This is a genomic window from Microcoleus sp. AT9b-C3, assembly GCF_036705485.1.
In the GTDB taxonomy this organism is placed as follows: domain Bacteria; phylum Cyanobacteriota; class Cyanobacteriia; order Cyanobacteriales; family Microcoleaceae; genus Microcoleus.
Map to the genome: position 1 here is coordinate 56,863 of NZ_JAUBUR010000033.1, position 26,092 is coordinate 82,954.

26 protein-coding genes are annotated in these 26,092 nt (G+C 46.1%); 9 read left to right on the forward strand and 17 right to left on the reverse strand.

The annotated features are described in order from the left end of the window. Nucleotides 1-144: 144 nt before the first annotated feature. Nucleotides 145-498, forward strand: coding sequence for a DUF4864 domain-containing protein (locus QUB77_RS24575; RefSeq protein WP_333170308.1), 354 nt, complete (start codon nucleotides 145-147; stop codon nucleotides 496-498). Nucleotides 499-514: 16 nt separating this feature from the next. Here QUB77_RS24575 and QUB77_RS24580 read toward each other — a convergent pair whose 3' ends face one another. Then, nucleotides 515-1,210 carry a class I SAM-dependent methyltransferase gene (locus QUB77_RS24580; protein WP_333170309.1) on the reverse strand — a complete coding sequence of 232 codons (696 nt, stop codon included), beginning with the start codon at nucleotides 1,208-1,210 and terminating at the stop codon, nucleotides 515-517. Nucleotides 1,211-1,543: 333 nt separating this feature from the next. On the opposite strand from QUB77_RS24580, the gene QUB77_RS24585 reads away from it, so the two are divergent. Next, complete coding sequence (locus QUB77_RS24585) at nucleotides 1,544-3,376, forward strand: polysaccharide biosynthesis/export family protein (protein ID WP_333170310.1); 1,833 nt, start codon at nucleotides 1,544-1,546, stop codon at nucleotides 3,374-3,376. Nucleotides 3,377-3,619: 243 nt separating this feature from the next. On the opposite strand, the gene larE is transcribed toward QUB77_RS24585, so the two are convergent. The 5 genes from larE to fraC all read right to left on the reverse strand — a co-directional run bounded on the left by larE (nucleotide 3,620) and on the right by fraC (nucleotide 8,110). After that, a complete protein-coding gene (gene larE / locus QUB77_RS24590; RefSeq protein ID WP_333170311.1) occupies nucleotides 3,620-4,447 on the reverse strand; it encodes an ATP-dependent sacrificial sulfur transferase LarE in 828 nt (275 codons plus the stop codon). A gap of 137 nt (nucleotides 4,448-4,584) precedes the next feature. Beyond that, on the reverse strand, nucleotides 4,585-5,406 hold the full coding sequence (locus QUB77_RS24595) for a Uma2 family endonuclease (RefSeq protein WP_333170312.1): 822 nt from the start codon (nucleotides 5,404-5,406) through the stop codon (nucleotides 4,585-4,587). A 161-nt stretch (nucleotides 5,407-5,567) separates the two neighbouring features. After that, entirely contained in the window at nucleotides 5,568-6,341 is a 774-nt protein-coding gene (locus QUB77_RS24600) for an ABC transporter permease (protein WP_333170313.1), read from the reverse strand. 246 nt (nucleotides 6,342-6,587) lie between these two features. Next, entirely contained in the window at nucleotides 6,588-7,586 is a 999-nt protein-coding gene (locus QUB77_RS24605; RefSeq protein ID WP_333170314.1) for a DUF5357 family protein, read from the reverse strand. A gap of 5 nt (nucleotides 7,587-7,591) precedes the next feature. Continuing rightward, the gene (gene fraC, locus QUB77_RS24610) at nucleotides 7,592-8,110 is read right to left on the reverse strand and encodes a filament integrity protein FraC (RefSeq protein ID WP_333170315.1); all 519 of its coding nucleotides are present in this window, start codon (nucleotides 8,108-8,110) and stop codon (nucleotides 7,592-7,594) included. 227 nt (nucleotides 8,111-8,337) lie between these two features. Between fraC and QUB77_RS24615 the strand changes: the two genes are divergently transcribed. From QUB77_RS24615 to QUB77_RS24630, 4 genes are all read left to right on the forward strand, one after another. Further along, nucleotides 8,338-9,471: a cob(I)yrinic acid a,c-diamide adenosyltransferase gene (locus tag QUB77_RS24615; RefSeq protein ID WP_333170316.1), complete on the forward strand. Its 1,134-nt coding sequence runs from the start codon at nucleotides 8,338-8,340 to the stop codon at nucleotides 9,469-9,471. A 463-nt stretch (nucleotides 9,472-9,934) separates the two neighbouring features. Next, a complete protein-coding gene (locus tag QUB77_RS24620) occupies nucleotides 9,935-11,917 on the forward strand; it encodes a calcium-binding protein (protein WP_333170317.1) in 1,983 nt (660 codons plus the stop codon). 360 nt (nucleotides 11,918-12,277) lie between these two features. After that, entirely contained in the window at nucleotides 12,278-12,550 is a 273-nt protein-coding gene (locus tag QUB77_RS24625) for a DUF6883 domain-containing protein (RefSeq protein WP_333170476.1), read from the forward strand. 10 nt (nucleotides 12,551-12,560) lie between these two features. Then, a complete protein-coding gene (locus tag QUB77_RS24630) occupies nucleotides 12,561-12,815 on the forward strand; it encodes a DUF4926 domain-containing protein (RefSeq protein WP_333170318.1) in 255 nt (84 codons plus the stop codon). Between the two features lie 247 nt (nucleotides 12,816-13,062). Here QUB77_RS24630 and QUB77_RS24635 read toward each other — a convergent pair whose 3' ends face one another. The 4 genes from QUB77_RS24635 to petN form a co-directional block, all read right to left on the reverse strand. Beyond that, the gene (locus QUB77_RS24635) at nucleotides 13,063-13,251 is read right to left on the reverse strand and encodes a CsbD family protein (protein ID WP_333025464.1); all 189 of its coding nucleotides are present in this window, start codon (nucleotides 13,249-13,251) and stop codon (nucleotides 13,063-13,065) included. 85 nt (nucleotides 13,252-13,336) lie between these two features. Next, a complete protein-coding gene (locus tag QUB77_RS24640) occupies nucleotides 13,337-13,579 on the reverse strand; it encodes a DUF167 domain-containing protein (protein ID WP_333170319.1) in 243 nt (80 codons plus the stop codon). Further along, the gene (locus QUB77_RS24645) at nucleotides 13,576-14,175 is read right to left on the reverse strand and encodes a DJ-1/PfpI family protein (protein ID WP_333170320.1); all 600 of its coding nucleotides are present in this window, start codon (nucleotides 14,173-14,175) and stop codon (nucleotides 13,576-13,578) included. Before QUB77_RS24645 ends, QUB77_RS24640 begins: the two co-directional genes overlap by 4 nt. 91 nt (nucleotides 14,176-14,266) lie before the next feature. Then, nucleotides 14,267-14,356, reverse strand: coding sequence for a cytochrome b6-f complex subunit PetN (gene petN / locus QUB77_RS24650; RefSeq protein ID WP_071883976.1), 90 nt, complete (start codon nucleotides 14,354-14,356; stop codon nucleotides 14,267-14,269). 82 nt (nucleotides 14,357-14,438) lie between these two features. Between petN and QUB77_RS24655 the strand changes: the two genes are divergently transcribed. After that, nucleotides 14,439-14,918, forward strand: coding sequence for a hypothetical protein (locus QUB77_RS24655; RefSeq protein ID WP_333170321.1), 480 nt, complete (start codon nucleotides 14,439-14,441; stop codon nucleotides 14,916-14,918). Between the two features lie 190 nt (nucleotides 14,919-15,108). Here the strand turns inward: QUB77_RS24655 and QUB77_RS24660 are convergent, their stop codons facing one another. The 6 genes from QUB77_RS24660 to QUB77_RS24685 form a co-directional block, all read right to left on the reverse strand. Beyond that, complete coding sequence (locus QUB77_RS24660; RefSeq protein ID WP_333170322.1) at nucleotides 15,109-15,783, reverse strand: SDR family oxidoreductase; 675 nt, start codon at nucleotides 15,781-15,783, stop codon at nucleotides 15,109-15,111. Between the two features lie 159 nt (nucleotides 15,784-15,942). Continuing rightward, nucleotides 15,943-16,554: a class I SAM-dependent methyltransferase gene (locus QUB77_RS24665; RefSeq protein WP_333170323.1), complete on the reverse strand. Its 612-nt coding sequence runs from the start codon at nucleotides 16,552-16,554 to the stop codon at nucleotides 15,943-15,945. A 219-nt stretch (nucleotides 16,555-16,773) separates the two neighbouring features. Next, nucleotides 16,774-17,817 (reverse strand): biotin synthase BioB, encoded by a 1,044-nt coding sequence (bioB, locus tag QUB77_RS24670; protein WP_333170324.1) that lies wholly within the window; start codon nucleotides 17,815-17,817, stop codon nucleotides 16,774-16,776. A 17-nt stretch (nucleotides 17,818-17,834) separates the two neighbouring features. Then, on the reverse strand, nucleotides 17,835-19,139 hold the full coding sequence (gene bioA / locus QUB77_RS24675) for an adenosylmethionine--8-amino-7-oxononanoate transaminase (RefSeq protein WP_333170325.1): 1,305 nt from the start codon (nucleotides 19,137-19,139) through the stop codon (nucleotides 17,835-17,837). Nucleotides 19,140-19,354: 215 nt separating this feature from the next. Then, the gene (locus QUB77_RS24680) at nucleotides 19,355-20,767 is read right to left on the reverse strand and encodes an adenylate/guanylate cyclase domain-containing protein (RefSeq protein WP_333170326.1); all 1,413 of its coding nucleotides are present in this window, start codon (nucleotides 20,765-20,767) and stop codon (nucleotides 19,355-19,357) included. Nucleotides 20,768-21,151: 384 nt separating this feature from the next. Beyond that, entirely contained in the window at nucleotides 21,152-22,621 is a 1,470-nt protein-coding gene (locus tag QUB77_RS24685; protein ID WP_333170327.1) for an adenylate/guanylate cyclase domain-containing protein, read from the reverse strand. A 446-nt stretch (nucleotides 22,622-23,067) separates the two neighbouring features. Between QUB77_RS24685 and QUB77_RS24690 the strand changes: the two genes are divergently transcribed. Together QUB77_RS24690 and QUB77_RS24695 are read left to right on the forward strand one after the other, a co-directional pair. Further along, nucleotides 23,068-23,817 carry a class I SAM-dependent methyltransferase gene (locus QUB77_RS24690; RefSeq protein ID WP_333170328.1) on the forward strand — a complete coding sequence of 250 codons (750 nt, stop codon included), beginning with the start codon at nucleotides 23,068-23,070 and terminating at the stop codon, nucleotides 23,815-23,817. 145 nt (nucleotides 23,818-23,962) lie between these two features. Continuing rightward, entirely contained in the window at nucleotides 23,963-25,321 is a 1,359-nt protein-coding gene (locus QUB77_RS24695; protein WP_333170329.1) for an FAD-binding oxidoreductase, read from the forward strand. Nucleotides 25,322-25,438: 117 nt separating this feature from the next. On the opposite strand, the gene QUB77_RS24700 is transcribed toward QUB77_RS24695, so the two are convergent. After that, nucleotides 25,439-25,819 carry a hypothetical protein gene (locus QUB77_RS24700; RefSeq protein WP_333170330.1) on the reverse strand — a complete coding sequence of 127 codons (381 nt, stop codon included), beginning with the start codon at nucleotides 25,817-25,819 and terminating at the stop codon, nucleotides 25,439-25,441. Nucleotides 25,820-26,092 lie beyond the last annotated feature (273 nt).

Below are 26,092 nucleotides of genomic sequence, written 5' to 3' on the forward strand. Positions count from 1 at the left end.
AATGTCTGTAGTCCGCCGGGGGTTTAAATAAACCTCGATCGCCCTGACAGCTTCCCAGCCATCCCGCCAGACAATCGCCTTTAAGTGGGAGCGCTATAATAGTAACTATTCGACACTCCCATCTCTTGACAAATCATTAAAAATATGCTTATAAGTGAAAGCGATCGCGCTACCATTCGCTCAGTCGTAGAACAGCAACTACAAGCATTTCAAAAAGACGATGCTGCTGGGGCTTTTGCCTTCGCTAGTCCCGGAATTCAGCAGCAGTTTCGCACAGCAGAAAACTTTATGAACATGGTAAAAATTGCTTATGAAGCTGTTTACCGTCCGCGCTCGGTATTATTTGAAAACCTCACCACTGTAGAAGGGATTCCCGCTCAGTCGGTGCTGTTGCTGGACTCCGAAGGCATCCCAATCCGAGCCATTTATCTCATGGAAAAACAGTTTGATAAGAGTTGGCGAATTAATGGCTGTTATTTGGTTTCCATAACAGCATAATAAATTAGGCTTACTTTTATGCTGAGCTTTTTTTGCTAACTCGCAGCATTTTATTCCCGCCTTTTTGAAACTCATAAGGAGCCTCTTGAATTTCTACACTAAAACTTCTCTTTTTCAATTCTGTGATAATCGGATTTAAGTGCTCTGATTCCTCACCGCTAAAACTCTGCAACAGAGGAAATACCCGGACTTCCGTCGCAACCCGACACATTTCTGTAATTGCTTCTAGATGAAATTTTTCGGAAAGCAGGTGAGAATAAGCAAATAAGAAATGGCTGCACAAAGCTAAATCGAATTGACAGTTCTCGAAAGGCAAAACTGGCAGCTCAGCATTCAGGTAGCGACCTTGCTGCAAACCTGATGGAAAATCTTCTAAAAATTCCTGCATCGTCTTCATTCGCACTTCGCCTAGCTGGTACGGCGATTCAAAATTATTCCACAGGTAGCCGTCTAAATTGGCCTTAACACCGTCAATCACAGTTTGATATGTTTCTTGGATGCGATCGCCAATTTCCACCGCAGTAAACTGATAAACTGGATCGCAAGAAATTACGTTTTTACCTTGGCGAGTCATTTCGGCATTGAAACTTGCCGGGCCGGCGGCACAATCAAGAATGTTTAGCTTGAGGTCACTTGATGTCAAGCTAAACATTCCTATGTATTCATCCAAGCAGCGTCCCCAGGGAATTACTTGATCCAGTTTTAGCGACACTTGTATTTGTCCTGCAGAGAGAATTATTTAACATAATACTTCAAATCACGGTGTTTTTTTCCTATCTCCTTTCTGTGGCGGGTTGATTTGTATTCCGAGTTATGTATGAAGAATTTTGCTCAAACGAGCTCGTAATCCTGACAACAGTTGGCGGGCTTTACAGTTTCTTTACAAACAAGGGGCAAAATAGTTAAGTGCGATCGCACAATTTTTATGCTTGCACCTGTGGATTTTTGAGCGAAGCGAGGCTACACTGGACAGCAGGGAAAATGAACTAAAATCAACTAGCTAAATGGCTCTTGTTCAATGGCAGGCTGCCACCAGGGAAGAAAGATGAAACATACCATTCAAACCGCTACAAGTCTGAGTTTGTCAGCACTCCTGGTGCTATTGAGTTCGCTGCCCAGTATAGCTCAGTTGCCTGCCGTCAGAACTCCTGGAGCCACTCCTACCCCAAATCGACCCAGAGTACCGCCGCCACCTCTTCCGGGTTCGAGTTTGCCGCCGAGCGGCAATTCTGGTTCCCTGACACAAGAAGCAGCTTATACTTTAGGGTCGGGCGATCGCATTGCTTTAGAGATATTCGGCGTCCCTGAATTCAGCAAGGAATATCAAGTGTTAGTTGACGGGACGCTCAATTTGCCCATCATTCGCAGCGTCTCAATTCAAGGGTTGACGCTGCAACAAGCTGCTAATGTGATTACCCAGCGATACGAACCCTTCATCAATGTTCCCGTTGTTACCGTAACTCTGGTCGTCGCTCGCCCCCTAAATATAGGTCTTGCAGGTGAAGTTACTCGCCCGGGTTCCTACAAGATTAATCCCACTAGAGAAGGAGGAGGAGTAAAATTCCCGACTTTGATGGAAATGCTGCAACTTGCACAAGGGGTGACATCAGGAGGAGATATGCGAAATGTCCAAATTCGCCGTCCCCGCAGAGGCGGGCCGGAGCAAGTTACTACTGTTGATTTGCAGGATTTTTTAGACACGGGAAATTTGCGTCAAGATGTCACCATTCGAGATGGAGATACAATTTTTGTACCGACAGCAAGGGCCCTGAATACTCAAGAAGTTCGTCAAAGAGCCAGTGCTAATTTTTCCGCTGATATTACTAAACCAATTGGCGTGGTAATTGTCGGGGAAGTAAACCGGCCGGGGCCTTATACTGTATTTGCTTCGGATGTGCGATCGAGCAACCAACAAACAGAGTTGAGTTTTGTATCTATCGACCAACAGCAAGGAGCAGTTGTGGGCTTACCAACAATAACTAGAGCACTGAAAATTGCTGGTGGTATCACTACAGAAGCTGACATTCGCCGCGTGCAAATCCGCCGCCGAGTCAGAGGTGGCAATGAACAAACTATCATGGTAAATCTCTGGGACTTGCTGCAAAAAGGCGACTCAACTCAAGATATTTTGCTGCAAGAAGGAGATAGCGTAATTATCCCGACAGCAGCTACTGTAGACTTAGCTGAAGTTTCTCAAGTAGCAAATAGCAGTTTTTCTCCGAACGCGATTAGCATCAATATTGTAGGAGAAGTAATTAGGCCTGGGGCTTTGCAGGTGCGGCCTAGTACATCCCTGCACCAAGCTTTACTGACCGCAGGCAGTTTCAATCAATTGCGGGCTAAAAAAGACAGAGTGGAGCTATTGCGATTGAACCCCAACGGTACTGTTTCTCGCCGCACGATCGAGGTGGATTTTGCTCAAGGGTTGAATCCTAATAATAACCCCACTCTGCGCAACGACGATGTGATTCTGGTAGCGCGATCGGGGTATGCTAGGGTAGCAGACAATATCAACAGTTTCTTGCAGCCAATAACAGGAGTAGCAACTGGGATCAGCGCTGTTAGCGGTGTTTTTACTGGGTTTCAAACAACTATCAACGCTTTTGAAAACTTATTTTTGGGAGGAGATTTCCAGCGGCGAAATCAGCTCAGACAGCTTCGCGAACAACGTGAAGACAGACAGCTAGACAGAGAGCTACAACGTGAAGACAGACAGCGGCAAGCTGAAGACAGATTGCTGCAACTTGAAGACAGACGCTTGCAACTCGAAGACAGACAGCGACAAATCGATCTTGACAATCGGCGACTCGAGATCGAGCAGCAGCAACTTCAGCTCCAAAATCAGCAGCCGCAGCAAATTCAGCCAACTACTCCTTGATAAGACTCGGGCGTTGGGCGTTGCTGATTTACGGTATGAAACGTTAAATATGCCCGTCATAGAAACCAGTATCCACAAAGCTTTTGGATTTTCAAGTGATTTTTTTCATACCCTGATTAAGCAACGCCGAAAGGTATAAGTTCCCACATCAACAAAGGTAAAGGTTCGATTGACATGGTTCCCCTTTGTCGATGTGCCACACTACATCAATCATGAGAAATTTTTTGTATTCGGGAAAATTAATCAATCTTTTGCCTGCAACAACTGTGGCTGCAAAACCTGATTTAATTTGCCGCTGCGAAACCCTTCCAAATCCAAAGTCGCGTACACAAAACCAAACTCCTGAAACACCGCGACTAATGCAGGCAAATCCGTATTTACCACAAAATCCTGAATCTCCTCTGCGGGTAACTCAATCCGCGCCGTATCTCCGTCCGATCGCACTCGCAAATTTTTCAGTCCCAACTGTCGCAAATACCGTTCGGCGCGCCCCACTCTTTGCAACTTTCCAACGGTGATTTCTTCGCCGTATGGAAAGCGCGAACTCAAACAAGGTTGAGCCGGTTTGTCCCACCAAGGCAAACCCAATTCTTTTGCCAATTGTCGCACTTCCAATTTAGTCATGCCTACTTCGGCTAATGGCGATCGCGCGCCGCGTTCCTTCGCAGCCTGAATTCCGGGACGGTAATCCTTTAAATCATCACCATTAACCCCATCCACCACGTAAGGATAACCCTTTGCTAGTGCTAGGGGTTTCAAAGTATCGTGCAGTTCGCTTTTGCAGAAATAGCAGCGGTTAACCGGGTTAGAAGTGTAATTGGGATTTGCCATTTCCTGAGTTTCTACTTCCTGATGGGCAATGCCAATTTCTGCTGCTTGAATGCGGGCATCTTCTAAATCTTCTGGCAGTAAAGACGGGGAAACAGCAGTAACTGCCAAAGCGCGATCGCCCAACACATCAAAAGCGATTTTTGCCACCAAAGTGCTGTCAATTCCGCCGGAGTAGGCAATCAAAGCCCGTTCCATCTGTGCGAAAATATCTTTTAATTGTTCGAGTTTTTCTACTAACATAATTTCAACTTTTTGTTACCAACAGAGAAGTAAGAAAGCAAACTAAAGAAAGCAAGGATGAAGAAAGCATATCTCGATCGGCTTCCCTTCTTCCCTTGAACCTGTTCCTTCTTCCGACGGACATCGGACTTCTAATGCTATTCTGGATCGATACCGAGGGCTGCCAATCGAGCCAAAAGTTCTTGATTTCGCTGTCTTTCCTGTTCCAGCAGCGTCTCGGCTAACTCTTTGTCTTGCTGTTGGCGATCGGCTCGCTGGCGTTCATTTTCTGCTCGCTGGCGTTCATTTTCTGCCCGCTGGCGTTCATTTTCTGCCCTTTCTTCCGGCCACAAAAGCAGTTCTCCGGCCGCCGTCCACCAGCGCAGCCAATATCCCGTTCTACCTTCGCGAGTTCCCTGCCACACACCCAAAAATAGATTTAATCCAGGTATTAAATAACGGCCGTTTTCATCAGGATTTTGATTGTCATAACGATCTGATTCAAGCGCATAAACTTCTATTCGGCCTGTATGCGGGCGAAAAATGACATAGCGAGGAACTTTGATTACTTGTTCGTAAAAAAACCACTTGCCGATTTCTTCTGTGTGTTCTACAGAGTATTCATCGCCGTAAGTAGCTGATAGAAATTCCATCACTACAAAAGGGACTGTTCCTTCGGTATGAGGGGTGTAACTGCGGCGGGGATAGTTGTGAGGCCAAGGTTGCACCGGCTGCACGTACATCCAGTCTGGGGCTTTGCAAATAGTGCGATCGTCCACTGCAGCGCACAAAGCAAAATTAGAAACTATTAGTGCGTCTTGCATTAGTTCCGGGGAATCCACTACCGACTGGCGCAAAGCGTTAGAGATTAAAGGATGTTCTATATTTTCCACGGGGTCGTCTGGTAGGATGAAATCATCGGGTAGCAGCGGCCAAGTAATCTTGAGCTGCGATATCGGTTTGTGAATTACAGTATTCATAAGTCACCTCATTTTACCAATAAAAATTATAGTTTTAGTCGAGATTGGTACTCGATTACCTTCTCTATATCTTAGCGCGCTAAGTCGATAATAAAATTGTTTGTAGTGAGGATTTTAGTCTTCACTACAAACAATTACCCTGAAGGTGCGGAATGCGCTTTTTAAAATTCCCTACGGGAAAATATGCCGATCGCAATTGACAGCAGCAGCACCACATACAGCAAACCGTAGCCAGCATCTGTAATCAAACCTGCCAAGTAAGGAACTTGTCCGTAAACAGCATCGTTTCTCAAATTGAATCTGGCTAAATCCGGCAAAACCAGATAAAGTCCCATCATCAATTGTTCAAGGCCAGGATTTTTAGTTAACTTACCCAAAGCCACTAAATCCCGCGTCGAATGTCCCATTAAATAAACGCCAAATGTCAGTAAAGTTCCCAGCAGCGAACTGCTAAAAACCCCAAATAATATCCCGACACCAGCCATGAGACAGAGCTCAAACCAGACAAACAACGAAGCGATTAAAATGCTTTCCAAAGGGAAAGGAATGCGGCTCAAACTCAGAATAGCCAGATAGATAACAGTCATTGCTGCTACAAGCACCGCCAGCACCGCCGACAGCCCTAAGTGCTTGCCCACAATTAACTCCGCCCGACTTATCGGCTTAGCAACTAACAGATAAACAGTCCGCTTTTCAATTTCTTTGTTGACCAGTCCGGTAGCCACAAAGACTGTGGCAATTAGACCGAGGAGGCTCATAGCAGCCAAACCGATATCTAAGATGATTTTCTTCTCGGTTGTCGCCGCCAATTCCGGTATCAACCGTACCGATGCGCCCATCAACAGAGCAAAAATAATAATTAAGTAAAGGATGCGATCGCGAATTACTTCCCAAAATACATTGGTCGCAACTGTCAAGATTCTTCTCAAATTCATCTAGTTATTAACCCGCTGAAAACTTTCGCCATACTTTAGTGTAAGGAAGAGGGAAGAAGGAAGAGGGAAGAAGGAAGAGGGAAGAAGGAAGAGGGAAGAGGGAAGAAGGAAGAAGGAAGAAGGAAGAGGAAAGAAGGGAGAGGGAAGAAAGAGGATTATTTTCCATCTCAGACTCTCAGACGCTGCCACTCTCAGGCTCTCCCACTCTCCCGCTATACCGATCGCAATTAGTTAACAGAGACAGAATTAAACTTGACTGTCCCCCGCCGTTCCATCTTTTTTCTGTCCGGGTTGAGAGCGTTTGATCGCATCGCAGGTTACAGTCGCCCTATTGCCTATATTGAACACCTCGCAAGATTTGGTAAACGAATATATTTCCGGTCTAAAAACCAGCCCCAGCCAAGTTGCCTGCATCTCTAACTGATAGCGGGAATCTCCTTGGACGATCGAAGTTTTGACATCCCACCTCGCATCTTCTGCGACTACCCCAGTTGTTATTAAGGCTTGATTCCGCAGAAAAAATCGCTCGTTGTCAATATCTATTAACATCTGTTCTACCTGCGCCCACGGTTTTGTGCGGGCTTCATTTCGCAAGTATCCCTCCATTGCATTGAGGATAACAACTCCTCGGGAGCGATTAATAGTTGGCCGTTGAAATGTCACCACATAATCGCTTTGCCTCAAATCCTGAGATAAAACGCTCGGATACTGTCGTATCCAACCTTGAATTAAAAAGTGAAAAGCAAACCAACAGGAAAATAGCAGGTGAACTAGAGTAATGATCAAAAACTGAGGGCGTACCAACGACCTGATACCTTCCCGTTTTGACTCGCTATTCCAAACCTCTATTATAGCAAGAACTACTACTGCTATCAGTGGGCCGGATATCCACGCTATTTCCTTCCTATCTGACGGCAATCTTACCAGCAACCACAAGCCAATTAAGATGCTTGTCACCCACGGACTCAGACTTACTCCTTTAATCACAAAAGGTTGCTGACTGGTCAGCAAACCCATTGAAAGTGTAAAAAATAACCAGCTCATATCAAAAAGCAGAGTTCTCGTCCGCCAGTCAGTGACTGCCGCCACTGTCAGCAAAGCTAAAAAGATGCTGAGTAGTAAAGGAGTCTTCCAGTGAACAACTTTAGGCGGAATCATCGCCTTTTGGATTTTTTTATTGGTTTCCCAAAGGTTGTTCGTCAGCTTAGTGAGTTGCTGAGTGACATCAAAAAATTGCTTCATCATAAATTTCAATAGACGCTTTGCAAAAACAACACGGTTAAAATAACGACATTGCTAACAGTGTGGGCGATTAAAATTCCCCCAAACTGGGTAGTTACCTGAAAAGTTCTTTTGGGGGCACGGCGGGTGAGGGTTTGTGGTCCTAAAAACTGAGGTTTGGAAGCTTTTTTATTGCCGGAAACCATGTTTTCTATGAATTCTAATCCCTGCCATTTAGCTAGAAAAGTTACTGCTAATACTGAGAGTGCTATCAGAGTTATTGGAGCGTAAACATTATCCCCACGTCCTAATAAAATATAACCGATAAGCTGTTCCCGCAATTCTTTGCTAAGAACGCTTTCAATCCCGAAGAAAACTAACCAGCCTACGCAAGTGCAAGATAGATTGAGGATGGCTGTATATTCAATGCTGGTTTTGGGACCGAGTTTAAGTAGTTTTTGCAAAAACCACGATTCGATCGCGATCGCCAAAAACATAATTAAAATTTGAACCAAAACAGTCCGAAATGGGAAAACACTCGCAATCATAAGCCTTTAGGTATATCAGTCCGTGTTAAATTTTAATTGTACAGCACAAACGCAATAATCTTAACCGGAGGTTTGAACACCTGATTGCGTTAAATCGCTGCTTAAAAGATTGGGTGTTAGAACTTATCGTATAATCGGTTGAGATCCGCCAACAGAATGGAAAAATTAAACATTCAAGGCGCGCGATCGAATACCCACCCCGATACAGACTCAAACAACTGCTGATTATGGTAAGGAATGGCATTGGTATTCGGACAGCCTCATCCCGGTCGGAACGGGCCGCGGGTCAGATTCACGTCTACGACGGCGCTGGTAAAGGCAAGTCTCAAGCAGCTTTGGGAGTAGTGTTGCGGTCGATCGGGCTGGGTATCAATTCAGACTCGCCCACGCGAGTCTTGTTGCTGCGCTTTCTCAAAGGCCCCGGCCGCTCCTACGACGAAGACGGGGCAATAGAAGCCTTGCAACGGGCGTTTCCCCACTTGATCGACCAAGTGCGTACCGGCAGAGCCGAATATTTTGGGACCGAAGCAATCACCCGCTTCGATCGCGCCGAAGCTCAGCGAGGCTGGGATATCGCCAAAGGAGCGATCGCCAGCGAACTCTATTCCGTCGTGGTACTAGACGAACTAAACCCCGTATTGGACTTGGGTTTGCTGCCAGTTGACGAAGTAGTCCAAACCCTCAAAAACAAACCAGAATATTTAGAAGTCATCGCCACAGGCCGAGCGGCCCCGGAAGCTTTGCTGGAGATTGCCGACTTGCATTCAGAAATGAAGCCCCACTATCACCCCGCAGCGGCAGAGCATCATATTTCGGGTATCGAAATATACACCGGAGCGGGGAAAGGCAAGTCTACAAGCGCTTTGGGCAAAGCTTTGCAGGCAATAGGTAGGGGTATCAGTCAAGACCAATCTCACCGAGTGTTAATCGTGCAGTGGCTAAAAGGTGGCACCGGTTATACAGAAGATGCGGCGATCGCAGCTTTGCGCCAAAGCTACCCGCAGCTAGTAGACCACCAGCGGTGCGGCCGAGATGCTATAGTTTGGCGGGGGCAACAGCAAGAGCTAGACTGCATAGAAGCAGAACGCGGCTGGGAAATCGCCAAATGTGCGATCGCCAGCGGCTGGTACAAAACGATTATTCTCGACGAACTCAATCCCACAGTAGACTTAGAACTGCTGCCGGTAGAGCAGATCGTCGAAGCCCTGCTACGCAAGCCGCGGGATACAGAAATTATTATCACCGGGCGCTGCCACAAACCCCACGCTTACTTTGACTTGGCAAGCGTACACTCCGAGGTATACTGTCACAAACACTACGGCGATCGGGGCGTAGAACTAAAGCGGGGCGTAGACTTTTAAAGCCCGGAGCGGTACTCGGTTCGATCGGGGCCAGAATTATTAAATGACGACCCTGCCTGGAAAACCGGAAATTGCCACAAAGCCTTGTTACCAAGTAACAAATCTCCCAATTTCCCTTGTCTTCCCGATCACCCAGATCTGCCTTTTTTAATCTTTAATTTCCTCCCCTGGACGCGATCCCCGACCGCCAATCCAGAATGGAACATTAAGAATATGAGCCGCGTCTTATTGAGCGTGAGCACCTGAGACAGTGCACCAGGATTATTAAAGGGTGAAGACATTGAATATAAAAGCTTACAAGCAAAAAATCCGCGAGGGAGAAAGTCTAGACAGGGTTAACGCCAGTAGGCTAGACTTGCGGCTGGCAAACAGGTTAAACTACAGCGGAATCCAAACATTCGGTGTTCTAGGCAGTGTCTGTAGTCGCACCAGCGATGACCAACAAGTAGAGGAGTGAAGCTTTATGACAACGTTAACTGACAATTCCGATCAAACTAATTTAAACACTCCGGGACTGGGCCCGGATACAATCTTCGCTGGAGCTGGGGCGGATTTAATTACAACTTCTACCCTCGGCGGCAGTTTAATATTTGGCCAAGGCGATAACGATACTCTGACTTCCGTCGGCCCCAACGATACTCTGTACGGCGGCGAGGACGAAGATTCATTAGTAGCCCAGCGCGAGCGGGCTTTGATGTTTGGCGATGCAGGCAGTGACACCGTAATCGCTCAAAGCCGGAATACGACCCTGTACGGCGGTGCGGGAGAAGACTTGCTCCAAGGTACAGTAGATGGCAACCTCATGTTTGGTAATGAGGGCACCGATACGATGCTCGGAGGCGCCCTCGGAAGAGACTCGCTCTACGGCGGCAAGGACAATGACTCCCTCGGCTTCTTCATCTCCGGCGGCGGCAACAACCTCGGTATTCCCGTCGGGGCAAGCGCCGGTGGCAATGCAGGTAGCAACTTCTTGCGGGGCGACTTGGGCGACGACTACGTTGTAGGTATCAATCAAAAAGATACTCTGTTCGGCGGTAAAGGCAACGACACACTGTACGGTGTGGCCAGCAACAGCTATCTGTCCGGCGACCTTGACAACGATACTTTAGTCATTCGCAACTCTAGCCAGCCGAACCAGTTTGCTCCAGGCAGCTTGGTCACCATTGGCGTTGAGAAAACCACCTTGCTCGGCGGTGCCGGCGACGATTCTCTCGTCGGCGGTATCGCCGAGTTTGAGGCCGGCAAAAACTTCTTGGACGGCGGCGACGGCAACGACACGATCACGGTTTTTGCTACGCAGGATACCGCGTTGGGAGGTGCCGGCGACGACTTCATCTCGTCAGGGACGACGGTGAATGTAACTTTGAGCGGAGGTGCCCAGAGTTCATTTGGAGGCTTCGCGGGTCGCAACTTGCTCGACGGCGGAGTAGGCAATGACACGATCGTTGCAGCTTTTGCGACTGATACAATGATCGGCGGCGAAGGCAACGACAACCTGAGCGGTACCTTTACTAACGCAGCCGGTGGAGATGGCAACGATACTATCAATGCTACGGCTGCCCGTTTTGCTGGTACTGGTACTGCTTTGATTACTCTCGAAGGCGGGCTGGGCAACGATTCGTTAATTGGCTACACCAATCCTGCTCTCAGCAGTTTCACCGTCACCAACCTCTTTAACGGTAGCGAGGGAAGTGACACCCTGATCTTTGGCACTCCGCGCGATCGCGTGATTGGCAACGTTGCGGGTAACGACTTCATCTCCTACGCTAGCGGCGTCAGCTTTACCGGTTTTACAGCGCCAAACTTGATTACTGATACCTTAGGCAGCAACTTCATTATTGGTGGCAACGGCACTGATGTGATCACTACTGGTAACGGGGATGACATCCTGTTCGGCGACTCATCCAATGCTACCGACGCCGCTGGAGGAGCCGGGGACGATACCTTAAATGCCAGTGCCGGAAACGACACGATGCTGGGCGGCTTTGGGAAGGACTATTTGATCGGCGGCGACGGTAACGACTCTCTTGGCGGCGGGCCTGGTGCTGACACGCTGATTGGCGGATCGGGTAATGACAGCTTCTACTACAACAACTTCGGCGAGGGCGCCGTGGGTACTGACCCAGACCAAATCGGCGATTTTACGATCGGACAAGACAAGTTTATCTTCCAAGTCAATGGCTCCAACGGCTTCCCCAACTTGAGGGGAGTGCCAAATACGAATCGACTTTCTTCGCAGGCGTTCTTGGCGCTTGAGAGTGGGACTTACACTAGCCAGTTTGCTCCAGCCGGGGCGGGCGCGACAGAGCCGTTCGTCTTTTATCAGAATGCAGACGGACGACTAGGATTTGACCCTGACGGTATTGCTGGTTCTAACCCAGGCGTTACGCTGGCAATTCTGAATGGCAGACCGGGCATTACGGCTGCTGACATTACCCTGATTTAATTTGGTAAAAGTGGGTGGGGTCGATTCTGAAACATCGCCCTACCAACTCTCAAAACTAATTGTGGTATGTTTCGAGCTGGGGATATCCATCCCTGGCTTTTTTATTGGCATTGGGAATTGGGGATTGGGCATTGGGCATTGAAAGGAAGGGGCCGTTAGCCGATGAATTTTGCCACCCACCATTAATCTTGATAAACCCGCCCCCAACTCAAAGACCATATAATTGACAGATGAGTAAAAGTCGATTATCGTAGCAGACTAATATTCTATTTTGTCCTTCAAAAAAAGTTATCAATAGTGAAACTGCCCAATGGTCATTTAGCAGATTTAGGCAATAAAATAGAATAATATTCTCTAAATCTGAATCACCAAGAAGGAAAAAATAAAGCTATTTTGTTGGCCAGTATGTTAGGCATTACCCTAAAAAATGCTGAAATGCTCAAACAGGCTTTAAAAGAAGCTGCTATCAACGAAGATGTTGTTATTCAAAAAAACACTGAATACGCAACACATTACAACATGAAATTCTGGCTAAAAACCGCAGTAGGTGAATTTCTGATTCTAGCAGCTTGGATCGTCCGCTCAGGTGAAACTTTACCCAGATTAACAAGTTGTTATCCCGTCAAAAAGTGAGGTAAAAACAATGAAAACAATTAAAGACCTAGATATTGTGGCTTTAACTGAAGATTTAGAAGCAACCCATTTTGAAACCCAACAAATCATTAAATTATATAAAGGACAAGTAGGAACAGTCGTGATGGAATTTGATGGCAGTGCTTTTGAGGTAGAATTTTCTCATCAAGATGGCACAACTTATGCAAGGGAAACAATTGCAGCCACAAAATTAATGCTTTTGCATTATGAATTACTAGAATCTGTAGGGGCGGTTCGCCGATGAATTTTGCCACGCTACCAATAATGTTGATAAACCCGCCCTCAGCCAACGAATAAGCCCGATTCAGCATCGTCGCCCAAGCGTTTAATTCAATTAATTCGGAATTTTGGGCGGGGTGGGGGCGGGTTTATGAGATAGTTGATTTTTGGCAATTATGGTTGGTAAAACCCGCCCCTACATAATAAAAAAATCCCGCAAACACATAATTTGCGGGATTTAGTAGGCAGGAAACTTGTAGCGAATACTGTTACTAAGCTCGGTCTACAATCTCTTTTGCTTTATCTTTGAGGTCTTCTTTCAGGTGAATTGCTGATGCTTCATCCTGTTTGGCTTGACCTTCTAATTTATCTTTCTGATTCCCGGTAACTTCGCTAGCAGCTTCTTGGATTTTGCCTTCAATATTCTTCGCTGTGGCTTCGACTCTATTTTCAATGCTCATAATTTTTTATTCTAACTCTACAACTATTAATATATACTTTTAAAGTTGAGTCTATATCCCTCTTTAGATAGATTTGTTATTACCTTTATTTGTCTGTAAAAAGTTCCATTGGAATTTCCACAAGTTTATTTCTCGAAGAAAAACCGGATTTAATGCCGATCGCAGATTTCGGCACTTTAAACTTCTTCGCCAACAGCATGATTAATTCTTGATTGGCTTTACCATCGACTGGCGGCGACTTGAGATGTATTGTGAGGCTGCCGTCTGGTTGCTCTTCGATGCTTTGCTGTTTGGAATTCGGTTTAACTTTGACTGTGAAAATAGTCACACTTCGACTTTCTCTGAATGTTCGATCTTCGTTCCCAAAACTTTCAGGAATTGGGCCAGCCAGTTAGGATGTGCTGGCCACGCGGGGGCGGTGACTAAATTGCCATCGACTACGGCTTCGGTAACTGGAACTTCTGTATATTTGCCGCCGGCCCGGAGTACGTCGGGGCTGCAAGCGGGGTATGCGGTGCAGCGTTTGCCTTCGAGTACGCCTGCTGCTGTTAGAACCTGTAAGCCGTGACAAATAGATGCGATCGGCTTTTTGCTGTTGGCAAAGTAGCGGGTAATTTGCAGCACTTGTTCGTTGAGGCGGATGTATTCTGGGGCGCGTCCTCCGGGGATAATCAAAGCGTCGTAGTCTGCCGGGTTGATTTCGTCAAAAGTCGCGTTTAAAGTGAAGTTGTGACCTGGTTTTTCGCTGTAGGTTTGATCGCCTTCAAAGTCGTGAATTGCGGTGCGAATTGTTTGGCCTGCTGCTTTGTCCGGGCAGACTGCGTGGACGGTATGACCTACCATTTGCAGTGCTTGGAAGGGAACCATTACTTCGTAGTCTTCTACAAAGTCGCCGACTAACATTAAGATTTTTTTGGCACTCATGTTGACAACTCCTGTTATTTTGATTGGGTTAAATAGGATTAAAAAAAATGCGGGACAGTTAAAAAGCCTGCCCCGCAAGCTATTCTGGAATCTAGAAACCGTTGCGTCCCCAAATGACCATTGAAATTGAGAAGGAGAACAGAACTAGCACCGAAACCCAACCGAGTGACAAAATATCCATAGCTATTTATTGAACAAACTGTACAAAGTGACTCCAAACCATATGATAAGTCAATTTGAGCCATTTTTGAAATGAGGGCACAGTGAAGGATTCGTCAAATTTTAGTGCGGCTGAACGGGTAGAATCTTTGAAGGCAGGGAGTGTTGCTGCTTTTTCTTGTTTGCTGGGTTTTGGGGCGATCGCCCTTGGTAATAGCTTAATTCTGGCGCCTAGGTTCGATTCTCTGGCGAGTTTGCAGATAAGGGAAATTGACCTAAATTTTGCCTTTAGAGGCGCGATCGCACTTTTGGGCGGTTTTTTGTTCGGCGTGACTTACCGCTATGCGATTCGCCGAGATGTTAACCCGCAGCTTAAATCGGGTGCGGTGTTGGCTTTTGGGTTGGTGCGGGCTTTTGGACAGTTGGATGCTGGATTGTTTTTTGAACGCGGAAAGATGCCCGCACTACAGGAGTTATTGCCGTTTGCGGTTCGCGGTGTGGAGAGTGTGGTATTGTTTGCGATCGCGGGTTTGGTTTTGGATTGGGCGATCGGGCGATCGTGGATTAAGCCCTTTGATTCTTGAGATTTGCCGTTGGTTGGGGACAGGTTTACGATCGCCCTCCGTCAAAAACTTGTAGGGGCTGGTTCACCAATAGTTTCAAAGGATACCCAAAGACTCAAAAACCCGCCCCACCCCGCGCGATCGCCGCCCAAGTGGGGGCGGGTTTACGAGATTATCGGTTTTAGGCAATTATTGTTGGTAAAACCCGCCCTTAGAAATTTAATTCCTCAAATTCGGGATTGCCGTAAAGCATTTGCCTGTCTACCGCCGACACAACTTTATTGTTAGCAGCATCAGAAACTAAACACTGACAAACTAGCTGGGCTACATCCGCCCGGTGAATAGTTCCAGCAACTCGACAATCTTCTGTTAAGATACCGTTGCCTGTTGCAGGTTCCGATTTGAGTCCGCCCGGACGAATCACTGTATAAATCATCCCGCTTGCTATCAAATGATTTTCGGCTTTTTCTTTCTCAATTAAAACCGGGCGCAAAGTTTCTAAAGCTTGGGGCGGCAAAGCGCCCACACTATTACCGCTGCCGATTGATGAAACTAAAATAAATTTTGGCACGCCTGCTTTGACAGCCGCATCAATCAAGTTTTTGTTGCCCAAATAATCGGCTCTTTCTCCATCTTTTGGCAAGCCGCCAATTGTGCTGATTACGGCATAAATTGACTCACCGCCAGCCATCGCAGCTTCCATAGCCGCAGCATCCAAAGCATCGCCAGTCACGACTTTGATGCCCATTGCTTCTAATTCGGTGCTGGTTGCGGGCGATCGCAAAAGTGCAGTTACTTGCATATTTTGTGCTATCAGACATTTCGCGATTTCTAAGCCTACTCCTCGACTAGCACCCGCTAAAAAAATGTGGAATTTCTCGGTCATATTAATTGGAATTTAAGTGGTTTATTTGACAGGGTAATTATACAACAATCTTCTGTTAATTGGTGAATCAGTTTTTTTATTAACCGCAGAAGCCGCTGAGGGCGCTGAGGAAGAGAGGAGAATGATTCACAATTACCGATTCTCCATGTCCCATTTACGTTAGATTTTTTTACCCACCATTACTACCCAAGATTGAGCTTCGCGGGGTAAGCCGGGGGGGCGATAGTAGCGATCGACAATTGCAAATCCTGCTTGTTCCAAACAAGGCGCTAAAGTTTCATATTCCCATCCGGCAGTATAGCGTTTTCCCGTCGGCCGCTCGTCGTATCCTTCCCAATTTCCCCGGCACATTGACATGACAATTGCCCCGTTAACAACTAAGGTTTTGTGCAAATTTTGCAGCACTTTTACCATCTCATTGCTGGGAACGTGAATCAGGGAAGCATTGGCAAAAATACCGTCAAATTCTGCCTTGGGCAAGTCGAGATTCAGAAAAGATTGCTGCCAAACTTCGCATCCCGACAACTCTTTTGCTATTTCTACAAAAGCGGGAGTTGCATCTAAGCCTACAACTGTGTGTCCTTGGCTCTTGAACGCTACTAAATCTCGTCCCGGCCCGCATCCTATATCGAGAATTTTACCGGGATTGCGGGGCATGGCAGCGGTCAATGCGGAGCGATTTTGGGATACGTCGTGATGCCAAGTTCCTTCTCGGAAAGATTCGGCAGTTAGCTGGTATTCTGCGATCGTAATTTCTTCGCGTTTGTCCACAATTTCCCCCCCTTGTATGATTTTAGATTTTAGATTTTAGATTTTAGATTGAAGAATGTCAACCGGAGAATAAGGGTTTCTGACTACAATCTAAGAACTTACGGCTGACGCATTTGCTACCTCAGAAATCCGGTTTCTCTTCCCATGCGTAAACGTGAAATATAGATATTGGGTAGGGACACGGCTGTGCCGTGTCCTACTCTATTTCTGGTATAAGAGTTAAACAACCAGGGTTTTTTGTTCGGATTTGGTAACTGCTGAATCAACTTCTAAGAGAGAACCTTCGGGGGATTCGATCGCAAATCCCGCATCTCGAATCATGTCCCAATCTTGATGGGCAGCTTGTCCGGGCGTTGTCAGATAATCCCCAACAAAGATAGAATTAGCAGGGTAAAGTCCCAGAGGTTGCAGCGATCGCAAATGCACCTCCCGTCCCCCAGCAATCCGAATTTCTTGACTGGGAAGCAAAAATCGGAACAAACAGAGAATTCGCAAACATTGGCGGGGAGTTAACCTGTTCACATCTGCAAATGGCGTCCCGGGAATCGGAATGAAAAAGTTGACCGGCACGCTGGTAACGCCCAAGTTGCGAAGCGAAAGCGCTAAATCGATCGCATCATCATCCGATTCGCCCATCCCCAAAATTCCGCCGGAACAAGTTGTGATTCCCGCTGCTTTTACGTGTTCGACGGTTTCCACCCGATCGCCAAAAGTGTGAGTCGTGCAAATGTCCGAGTGATATGATTCGGAAGTATTGAGATTGTGATTTACGCGATCGACTCCAGCTTTAGCCAGCCGGTGAGTTTGCTCCTGGCTCAACAATCCCAAACAAGCGCAAATTTTTAGGTTATAATTTGCCTTCACAGTCTCAACAGCATCCACAACGCGATCGAAAGTAGATGCGCTGGGTTGGCGGCCAGAAATCACCAAACAAAACGTACCTGCTTTTAAATCTGCTGCGCGTTGGGCGGCATCCAGAATTTTCTCCTTAGCTAAAAGCGGATATTTTTCAATTTCCGCAGTCGAAATTTTTGACTGAGAACAATAATGGCAATCTTCAGGACAAAGGCCACTTTGAGCATTTAACAAATAGTGCAGCCTGACTCGGTTTCCCCAGTAGTGGTGGCGCACCCGATAAGCTGCGTTTAGTTGTTCCAGCAAAACCTCATCCGGTGCGCGCAATACGGCTAAAGATTGCTCGCGAGAGAGACATTTGCCCGCCAGCGCCTCGTCAGCCAAATCGTTCCAATTGGGTAAATTCATTACTAAAATTAAAGGGTTTACAGAGTATCCAAAACCTGACGAATTACCCGATAAATCGATTCTAGTTCATCAGGAGAAATGCAGTAGGGAGGCATCAAGTAAAGCGTATTTCCCAAGGGGCGTAGCAAAAAACCCGCTTCGAGAAATCTGGCTTTCAATACAGGAGCAATGTCATTAAAATAACCGGAAACGCTTTCCGTTTTCACATCCATTGCTGCGATGGTGCCGCAAGTCCGAATCCGTTCGAGTTTAGGATGATTTCTCAGCCATTGATTCAGATATTTGTGGTGGAGTTTTTCCATCCCTTGATACACATTTGGGTTTTGCTCCAAAAGCTCCATCGATGCTACACTCACCGCACAAGCTAAGGGATTTCCGGTGTAAGAATGACCGTGAAAAAAAGCTTTGTCCCATTCATCTCGCCAGAAAGCTTGATAAATATCCTCCGACGCCATTGTGACAGCAATTGGCAAACAGCCACCAGACAATCCTTTAGACAAACACAGGATATCCGGTGAAGTTCCAGATTTAACAGAGGCAAACAGTTCGCCCGTGCGACCAAAACCCGTCATTACTTCATCGTAAATCAACAATACATTAAACTGGCGGGCAAGTTGTGCGAGATCCTGCAAAAACTCAGGGCGGCACATTCGCATCCCCCCAGAACCTTGCACCAAAGGTTCGATAAAAATTCCCGCATAGCCGCCCTGCTTTAACAAAAACTCCAATTTCTCTAAACTCGCGGCCTCCTTGCTTTCCACCTCCTCATCGCCGTCAAAAGTCGCCGGAAAAGGAACAACATCCCCAGCAAACATTAAAGGTGCAAAAGATTCCCACCACAGCGAACTTCTGCCAGCCGACATCGCGCCCACAGTATCGCCATGATAACCTCCCTCAAAACTAATAAAGCTAGTGCGGTTAGTTTCTCCGATATTTTGCCAATATTGAAATGCCATTTTCAGAGCAACTTCAACAGCAGTCGATCCGTTATCAGAAAAGAATATCCGCGTTAAAGAAGCAGGCGTATGAGTTAGCAATTTACTTGCAAGTTTCTCAGCAGGTTCGTGAGTAAACCCCGCAAATATTACGTGTTCTAAATTTTGAGCTTGTGCGTAAAGAGCCTCCGCCAAAACCGGATGGCTGTGCCCGTGAACAGTCACCCACCAACTAGAAATGCAGTCGAGAATTTGCCGCCCGTCTGCCAATTCCAGCACCGATCCTTTGCCGCGAATTACCTTCAGCGGCGGGGCAGCCGTTTTCATTTGCGTGAAGGGCTGCCAAATCGGTGAAATTGCAGAATTATGTTCCTGATTCGCCGTCATTTTTACCCATGTAACTAATATCAACTCCCCTTTTAATATAGCAATTTTAACTCACTTATGAACTTTTTATTTTTAATTCTTTCTTCTCCTCTTCCTTCGTGTCCTTAGCGTCTTCGCGGTTCGTTCACAAAAAATCTAGTTTGGTGTCGATGGGCGCTGCCTGGAAACGTCAGCCCCCATACCACGTATTCGCGGGCGATGGTTAAAATTGTCAGTTACAATTTTCTGCCTTTGAGCAAATAAGTCGTCATAGATCCTTTGCCTTTAACATTAATTTTACCGCGCTTTTCCAACAAATACTTATCGCACAGCAACTCATAAGTTGAGTTGCTAACTTGAATTTTACCCGGAAGTCCCTGCGACTCCATGCGGCTTGCTGTATTCACAGCATCTCCCCACAAATCGTAAATAAACTTTTTAGTGCCGATGACACCTGCTACAACAGGCCCAGTATTAATGCCAATGCGGATATTGAGAGGTTGACCGCATTCGTCGCGGAATTTCATAATTTCTTGCTGCATTTCCAGCGCCATTTCGGCAATAGATTCGGCGTGATTTGTACAGGGAAGTGGCAAACCGCCTGCTACCATATAATTGTCGCCTATCGTCTTAATTTTTTCTAAGCCGTATTGCTCGCTCAAGCTATCGAAACATGAAAATATTTTGTTAAGCAACTTGACTAATTCTTCAGGAGACGTGCGCGAAGATATTTCGGTAAATCCCACAATATCAGCAAACAAAACAGTAACCTCGGCAAATCCGTCCGCAATATTTATCTGACCTTGTTTTAAGCGATCGGCAATCATTACTGGTAATATATTTAGTAATAAACGTTCCGACTTTTCTTGTTCGGCGCGCAATACTTCCTCAGCTTGCTTCCGCTGTGCAATTTCCTTGTAAACTCGGTGAAACATTTGATTGAATGCCACCATGAGTTCTCCTAACTCGTCATCGCGCTTGACAGACAGAGAGTAGAAATCAGGTTGTTCTCGATCTTTGCTCAAAGCGTCTCCAGCAGCGATCAAGTCATCGCGCAATCTCAATATAGGTACAATTACTGTCACCCCTAAAAAGAACATAGTCACAGAAGTGACAAAGGCTGATATAATGATGACTAAAACAGCAACGCGTCCGATAAATGCGTACAGTTCCGGTTGAACCGTGGAAGCATCGTGGCGCACAATTAAGATGTACTCGCCTCCAAAATGTCGCTCCGTCCAAGCAATATCGTAGCGCTTGCCATCGAAATTGTGATGGTGAACTATACGAGCTTTTTTTAGTTGCTCTAAACTAATTTCTGGCGGTTCGCCAAGTGTATATATTAGCTCACCGTTAGCTTGGTAAATAGACAGTCCTAACACTACTTGAGAATCCTTAGTAATATTTTTTACTTCTTCTTGCAAGAAAGTGCGATCGGAAATATCTTGCTGTAGCAAAAACTCTAGGGAATCAACAGTCGCCCGAGATACCTGTTCCAGTTGGCTTAAAAGTTCATTTTCTCGCCTAAAATAAGAGGGAACTAAAATAATTCCCTCTATGACAAGAATGCTAGCAAATACCCACAAAGCTATTTGCCTAGACAAGCGAGATTTGAAAAATTTCAAAAATGATAAAATCCGCAATAACATAAGATTTACTATTTGGCAAATGGCTAATGTAGGACATAGGAAAATCAACCCGGTTTCTCGCAATCAATTTAGGGTGGGTCAACGAAGCAACCGCGCAGAAACCGCGTTTCTCACATCCCCTGTGTAATTCCTGTAATTGTCAGCAGTCAATAGCCAGCAGCCATTAAGCGTTACTTCTTGGCTAAGCACTAACGGCTAATGACTGATGACCCACCCAAAAACGGATACCAGCCCCCGACTTAACTCGTGGAGATATAAAAATTTTAGGCCAAAGTTCAAGCTCCCAGATTCACCTGTGCAGTAAATCTAAAATCTAAAATCTAAAATCTAAAATTGACTGACTTCGGACTAACTAGCAGACCCCTTAATAATATAATAAACAACTTAAACCGAAAGTGCGCTGACTCGCCTGCCTGCAAGCAGATAAGTATTCATCTCGCCCTTGCCTTTGATGTCGATAATTCCTCTGTCTTCAAACAAATACTTATTTTGCAAAATATCGTAAGTTGATTGTGTGACTTGAATCGCGCCGGCAATCCCGTGGGATTCCATGCGGGCTGCTGTATTGACGGCATCGCCCCAGAGGTCGTAAATGAATTTTTTAGTACCAATAACCCCGGCAATGGCAGGCCCGGTATTGATGCCGATGCGAATGTTAATTCCTGCATGATGTTTGGCATTAAATTTGGCTAATTCCTCCTGCATATCTAAAGCCATTTCCGCAATGCTTTCGGCGTGGTTGGTGCTGGGATTTGGCAAACCTCCCACTACCATGTAAGCATCTCCAATTGTTTTGATTTTTTCCAAGCCGTACTTTTCCGTCAAACCATCGAAGGCTGAAAAAATTTCGTTGAGAAAATCGAGCAATTCTTCGGGAGATATTTGTGCTGAAAGTACAGTAAAGCCTACGATATCCGCAAACAATATCGTGACTTCTGCGAAGCCGTCAGCAATACTGCTTTGACCGTCTTTTAGCTTGGCAGCAATGGACTCGGGTAAAATATTGAGCAGCAGGCGATCGCTCTTTTCCTGTTCTTTCAGCAATTCTACATTAGTTTCTTGCAATTGTGCTGTGCGTTCCCTGACGCGCTGTTCTAATTGTTTAGCATTTTGGCGCAAGCGGCTGATAGCTAAAGTTAATCCTGTAACGCCTAAAAATGAAAGTCCTACTAACAGTAAAAACAGGTTTTTAAGTTCACTTTGAGTATTTTGAGTGATGGTATCGAGAGGTTGAGTGATTTCTAATATCCCCCGCACATCTCCCACTTTCCAATCAGTTTTAGGACTGTCGCGGTGAGTATTGTGACAGTTAACGCAGCTAGAGCTTAGAATATCTGCCTCGGCATATCGAAAGGCTGGCTTGCCGCGATAATTATCAACTCGGAAAAAATTTTTTGTCGGATTTCTAGTCAAATAGGTAATAGCTTGCCGTTCAAAATCGTCTCGGACGCCGCCTTCTTCTTGCCGCCAGGGAAACGGGTAGTCGCTGTAGAGACGAACTGATACTTCGGGATTTTTATTGGTGATATTTTGGCCGAGTTCTATTAAGAAAGTGGCCGGTACGGGAATTGTTACTTTTGTCGGTTTGTAGTCGTGGGTAAAGTTAATTATTTTAGCGGTGTTAAGAGGATTGACAACATCGGAACTGTAAAGGGTGCGGGCTTCTTTAATAGCTTGGGCATAGAGGGTGGCATTTTGGAGGGCTTGCGATTCGATTAGGGTGGAGGAAAGACGAGACATATTTGCCATCGCTACTCCTACACCTACACAAAATAAAATTGTAACCGCAAGGAGAATTCGCTTGTAAATTAATTGGCTGATGGCAGCCCGACTGCGAGAAATCAACTGGCGCATGGTATCCTCAAGTATGAGGTTTAATCTTTATTTCAATTTATGCACTACTAACATAACACTGGTTGTTCAGACTGTTTTGCTGGAGTCAATCGATTGCGCGATTTTAGATTTTAGATTTTAGAGGCGACCCCACGGATAAATGCGGGGGCTTGAGGATTTGAGATTTTCGATTTGGGATTGATTCCACGGATAAATCAGGTGGCGGGTACCACCTTTGAAATTCGCTTGTCAGGGGTAAAGCCAGACTGGAGAGTGCAAGGGAGGGTTAATTATTGTTTACCGCGAGTGTTTCGCTTATCCGTAAGAATACGCATAACTTGATAGTGGTTTTCTGTTGAGTGAAGTACAGATGATCGAGTAAGGACACGGTAGTACCGTGTTCCTAGCTCACGCATTTTTTGTTCTATTTCGGTTAGGATAGCAATTGTAGTCTATGGTTGGCGATCGTGAATTCTGACTCTACTGTCTCACCTCCTAACAACGAAATTTTTCCGGGAGAAGTTTTCGTCAATACTGCGGATTTTGATCCCGGCATTCGGCGACTTTTACCTAAATATGACGAAATGCTGGATGTAGTAGCACGCTGCATTGCTAACACAAACCACCGCATTTTAGAACTCGGCTGCGGTACGGGAGAACTGAGTTTAAAAGTTCTCCAACGCTACCCGTCTGCGGAAATAGTTGCTGTCGATTACTCGCCACGAATGCTTGATTTTGCCCGCGCCAAAATAGAGTCGGCAGGATACGCAGCCCGGTGGACTGGCATAGAAATGGATTTTGGAGAATGGGCGAACAATCCAAATTTATCAGGCTTGGGCGATAAATTCAATGCTTGCATTTCATCTCTGGCAATTCACCATCTTGAGGACGAGATGAAGCTGAAATTGTTTCAACGGATTCGCGAAAGTTTAAATGCTGGGGGCTGTTTTTGGAATGCCGATCCTCTTTTAGCAGAATCAGCAGTCATGAAAGATATTTATCAAGCGGCGCGAGAAGATTGGGCGCGAAATCAGGGGGAAACCTTAGCACAAATTCGCGCAAATGTGGGGACGAGTGTCTCTTACGGGTATTCTAATCCCGATCGCCTAGCTACACTTTCGGCACATTTGGAAATGCTGGTTTCATCGGGATTTGAGACTGTTGCAGTGCCTTGGAAATACTACGGTATGGCGGTGTTTGGGGGATTTGTTAATTGAGAAAAGCAGTCTAGGAGGCAGAACTTCTATGTGTAGGGTGCGCGAATAAGCGCCTTACTGCTTAAAGAAACATTGCTGTTAGTATTTTATGTTACTAAGTTATGTTTGAGAAAATATATAATACTGCCAACATGGAGTAAACAAAATGACTGCAACTGCGATTCAAAGTATTGACTGGGATGCTTTTTCGTCGGAACTATCGGGAATTGAAATAATTAGCGATCGCACGCAAGTTGTCAAGCTATCTCAAGACTATTATCACTTCAGTCCAGTTTTGCAACCTCTCTTAAGTGATAAAACAGGAGATTTAGTAGTTCGTCCCGCCAGCGAAGCCGAAGTTTTGCGGGTTGCAGCAGCCTGCGTCAAATCCAAAATTCCGCTAACTGTTAGAGGTGCAGGAACGGGCAATTACGGGCAGTGCATTCCCCTCAAGGGCGGCGTCATTTTAGATACCACCAAAATGAACAGTATCCGCTGGATCAAACCGGGTTTAGCTTGCGTAGAACCGGGGGTGAAAATGTCGGTTTTCGACAAACAAGCCAGAGAAATCGGTTGGGAATTGCGGATGGTTCCCTCAACCTATCGCACCGCAACGATTGGGGGATTTATTGGCGGCGGTAGCGGGGGAATTGGTTCGATAACTTACGGGCAATTGCGCGATCGGGGAAATCTTCATGCCGTTCGAGTCGTTACAATGGAAGACGATCCCCGCGTCATCGAATTGCGCGGCGATGAAGTGCAAAAAGTCAATCACGCTTACGGCACAAATGGGATTATTACCGAGTTAGAAATTCCCCTGGCCCCTGCTTATCCTTGGGCGGAAATCATTGTCGCTTTTGACGATTTTATGACATCGGCAAACTTCGGTCAAGCTTTGGGCGATGCTGACGGAATTATCAAAAAACTAATTTGTGTTTGTGCTTGGCCGATTCCTGCTTATTTTGCTGCTTTCGGCGATGCAATTCCTGAAGGTAAGCACTGCGCTTTGTTAATGGTAGCTGAATCTTGTCTGGAACCGCTACAAGATTTGGTGCGCGAATATGGCGGCACAATTTGCTATCAAAAAAACGCGCAAGCAGCGAGCAAAGGCGCAGCAATTGCTGAATTTACTTGGAATCATACAACTCTGCACGCTCGCAGTGCTGACCCGTCTCTGACTTATTTGCAGACGATTTTTCCCCCAGATAAAGGTTTGAAGTTAATTGAGGAACTGTACAATTATTATGGGGATGAGGTGATGATGCACTTGGAGTTTTTGCGGATGAACGGGAGGGCGATCGCCGCAGCTTTGCAAATAGTTCGCTACACTACGGAATCACGGCTCAATGAAATTATTCGCCATCACGAAGAGCAAGGCGCACTGATTGCTAATCCTCACACTTATATATTGGAAGATGGAGGGATGAAAAGTATTAATGTGGAACAGTTGCAGTTTAAAGAGTTGGTCGATCGTTACGGTTTGCTTAATCCGGGTAAAATGCGGGCGTGGTTGGAACGGGATTAAGGGCGATGGTTTTTAGATAAGATTCGGATCTTGAAATCGCTGCTAGAGAAACGAAGTCCGCCTAAGCGCTGGCTTCGCTCACGCGGACTGAGAAATGAGCAAACAGCAGTTGTAAATTTAAGGGACGGGTGCGGTAATTTCTGCTGGTGCCGCCCCTTCAGAAGGTACAGCTTGCTTTTCCAGTAGTAGGCGCTGTTTGTTCCGAAATTCTGCGGCCGCATCGTTCAAATTTTGGCGCTGTTCGCTATTAAATTCTTCCATGCTGCGGCCGCCTCCCAATTGGGATCTGTGAATTAAATCAAATATTCCGCTGCCGCTGCTGCGGCCGGAAAATGGGTCGGTATTGTCTTGAGTTTGAAAGTCTTGCAGCGGTTGGGCATTATTTAAACCGCTGGCTTGAGCGAAGCTTGCTTGAGGGGATAACAGAGCACAGGATGCGATCGCGCTTGCAGCAATCCCCATCATCAATTTGCCGGATTTGGAAGTTTTGGTGTTCATAATTTATGAGTTGAACTTTCAAAAAAACAATTCTCTCTACACAATATTCTGACTTGTGAGTAAATATTATATTACTTCGCTGGGGCTAAGGACACGGCAATGCCTATTGGTGTCAACTTAAGCTTTTAGTCCGCCACTCCTGCCACTCACCCGGCAGTCCTAAGCGGGAATGAATTCCCTGTCTCATAGCGAAAGCCCTCCTCAGAAACTCAATCTAACTGCGGAGGTTGAGAAACGAGCTCAAACCCAAGAGATTGAGCAGTTTTCTCCAGC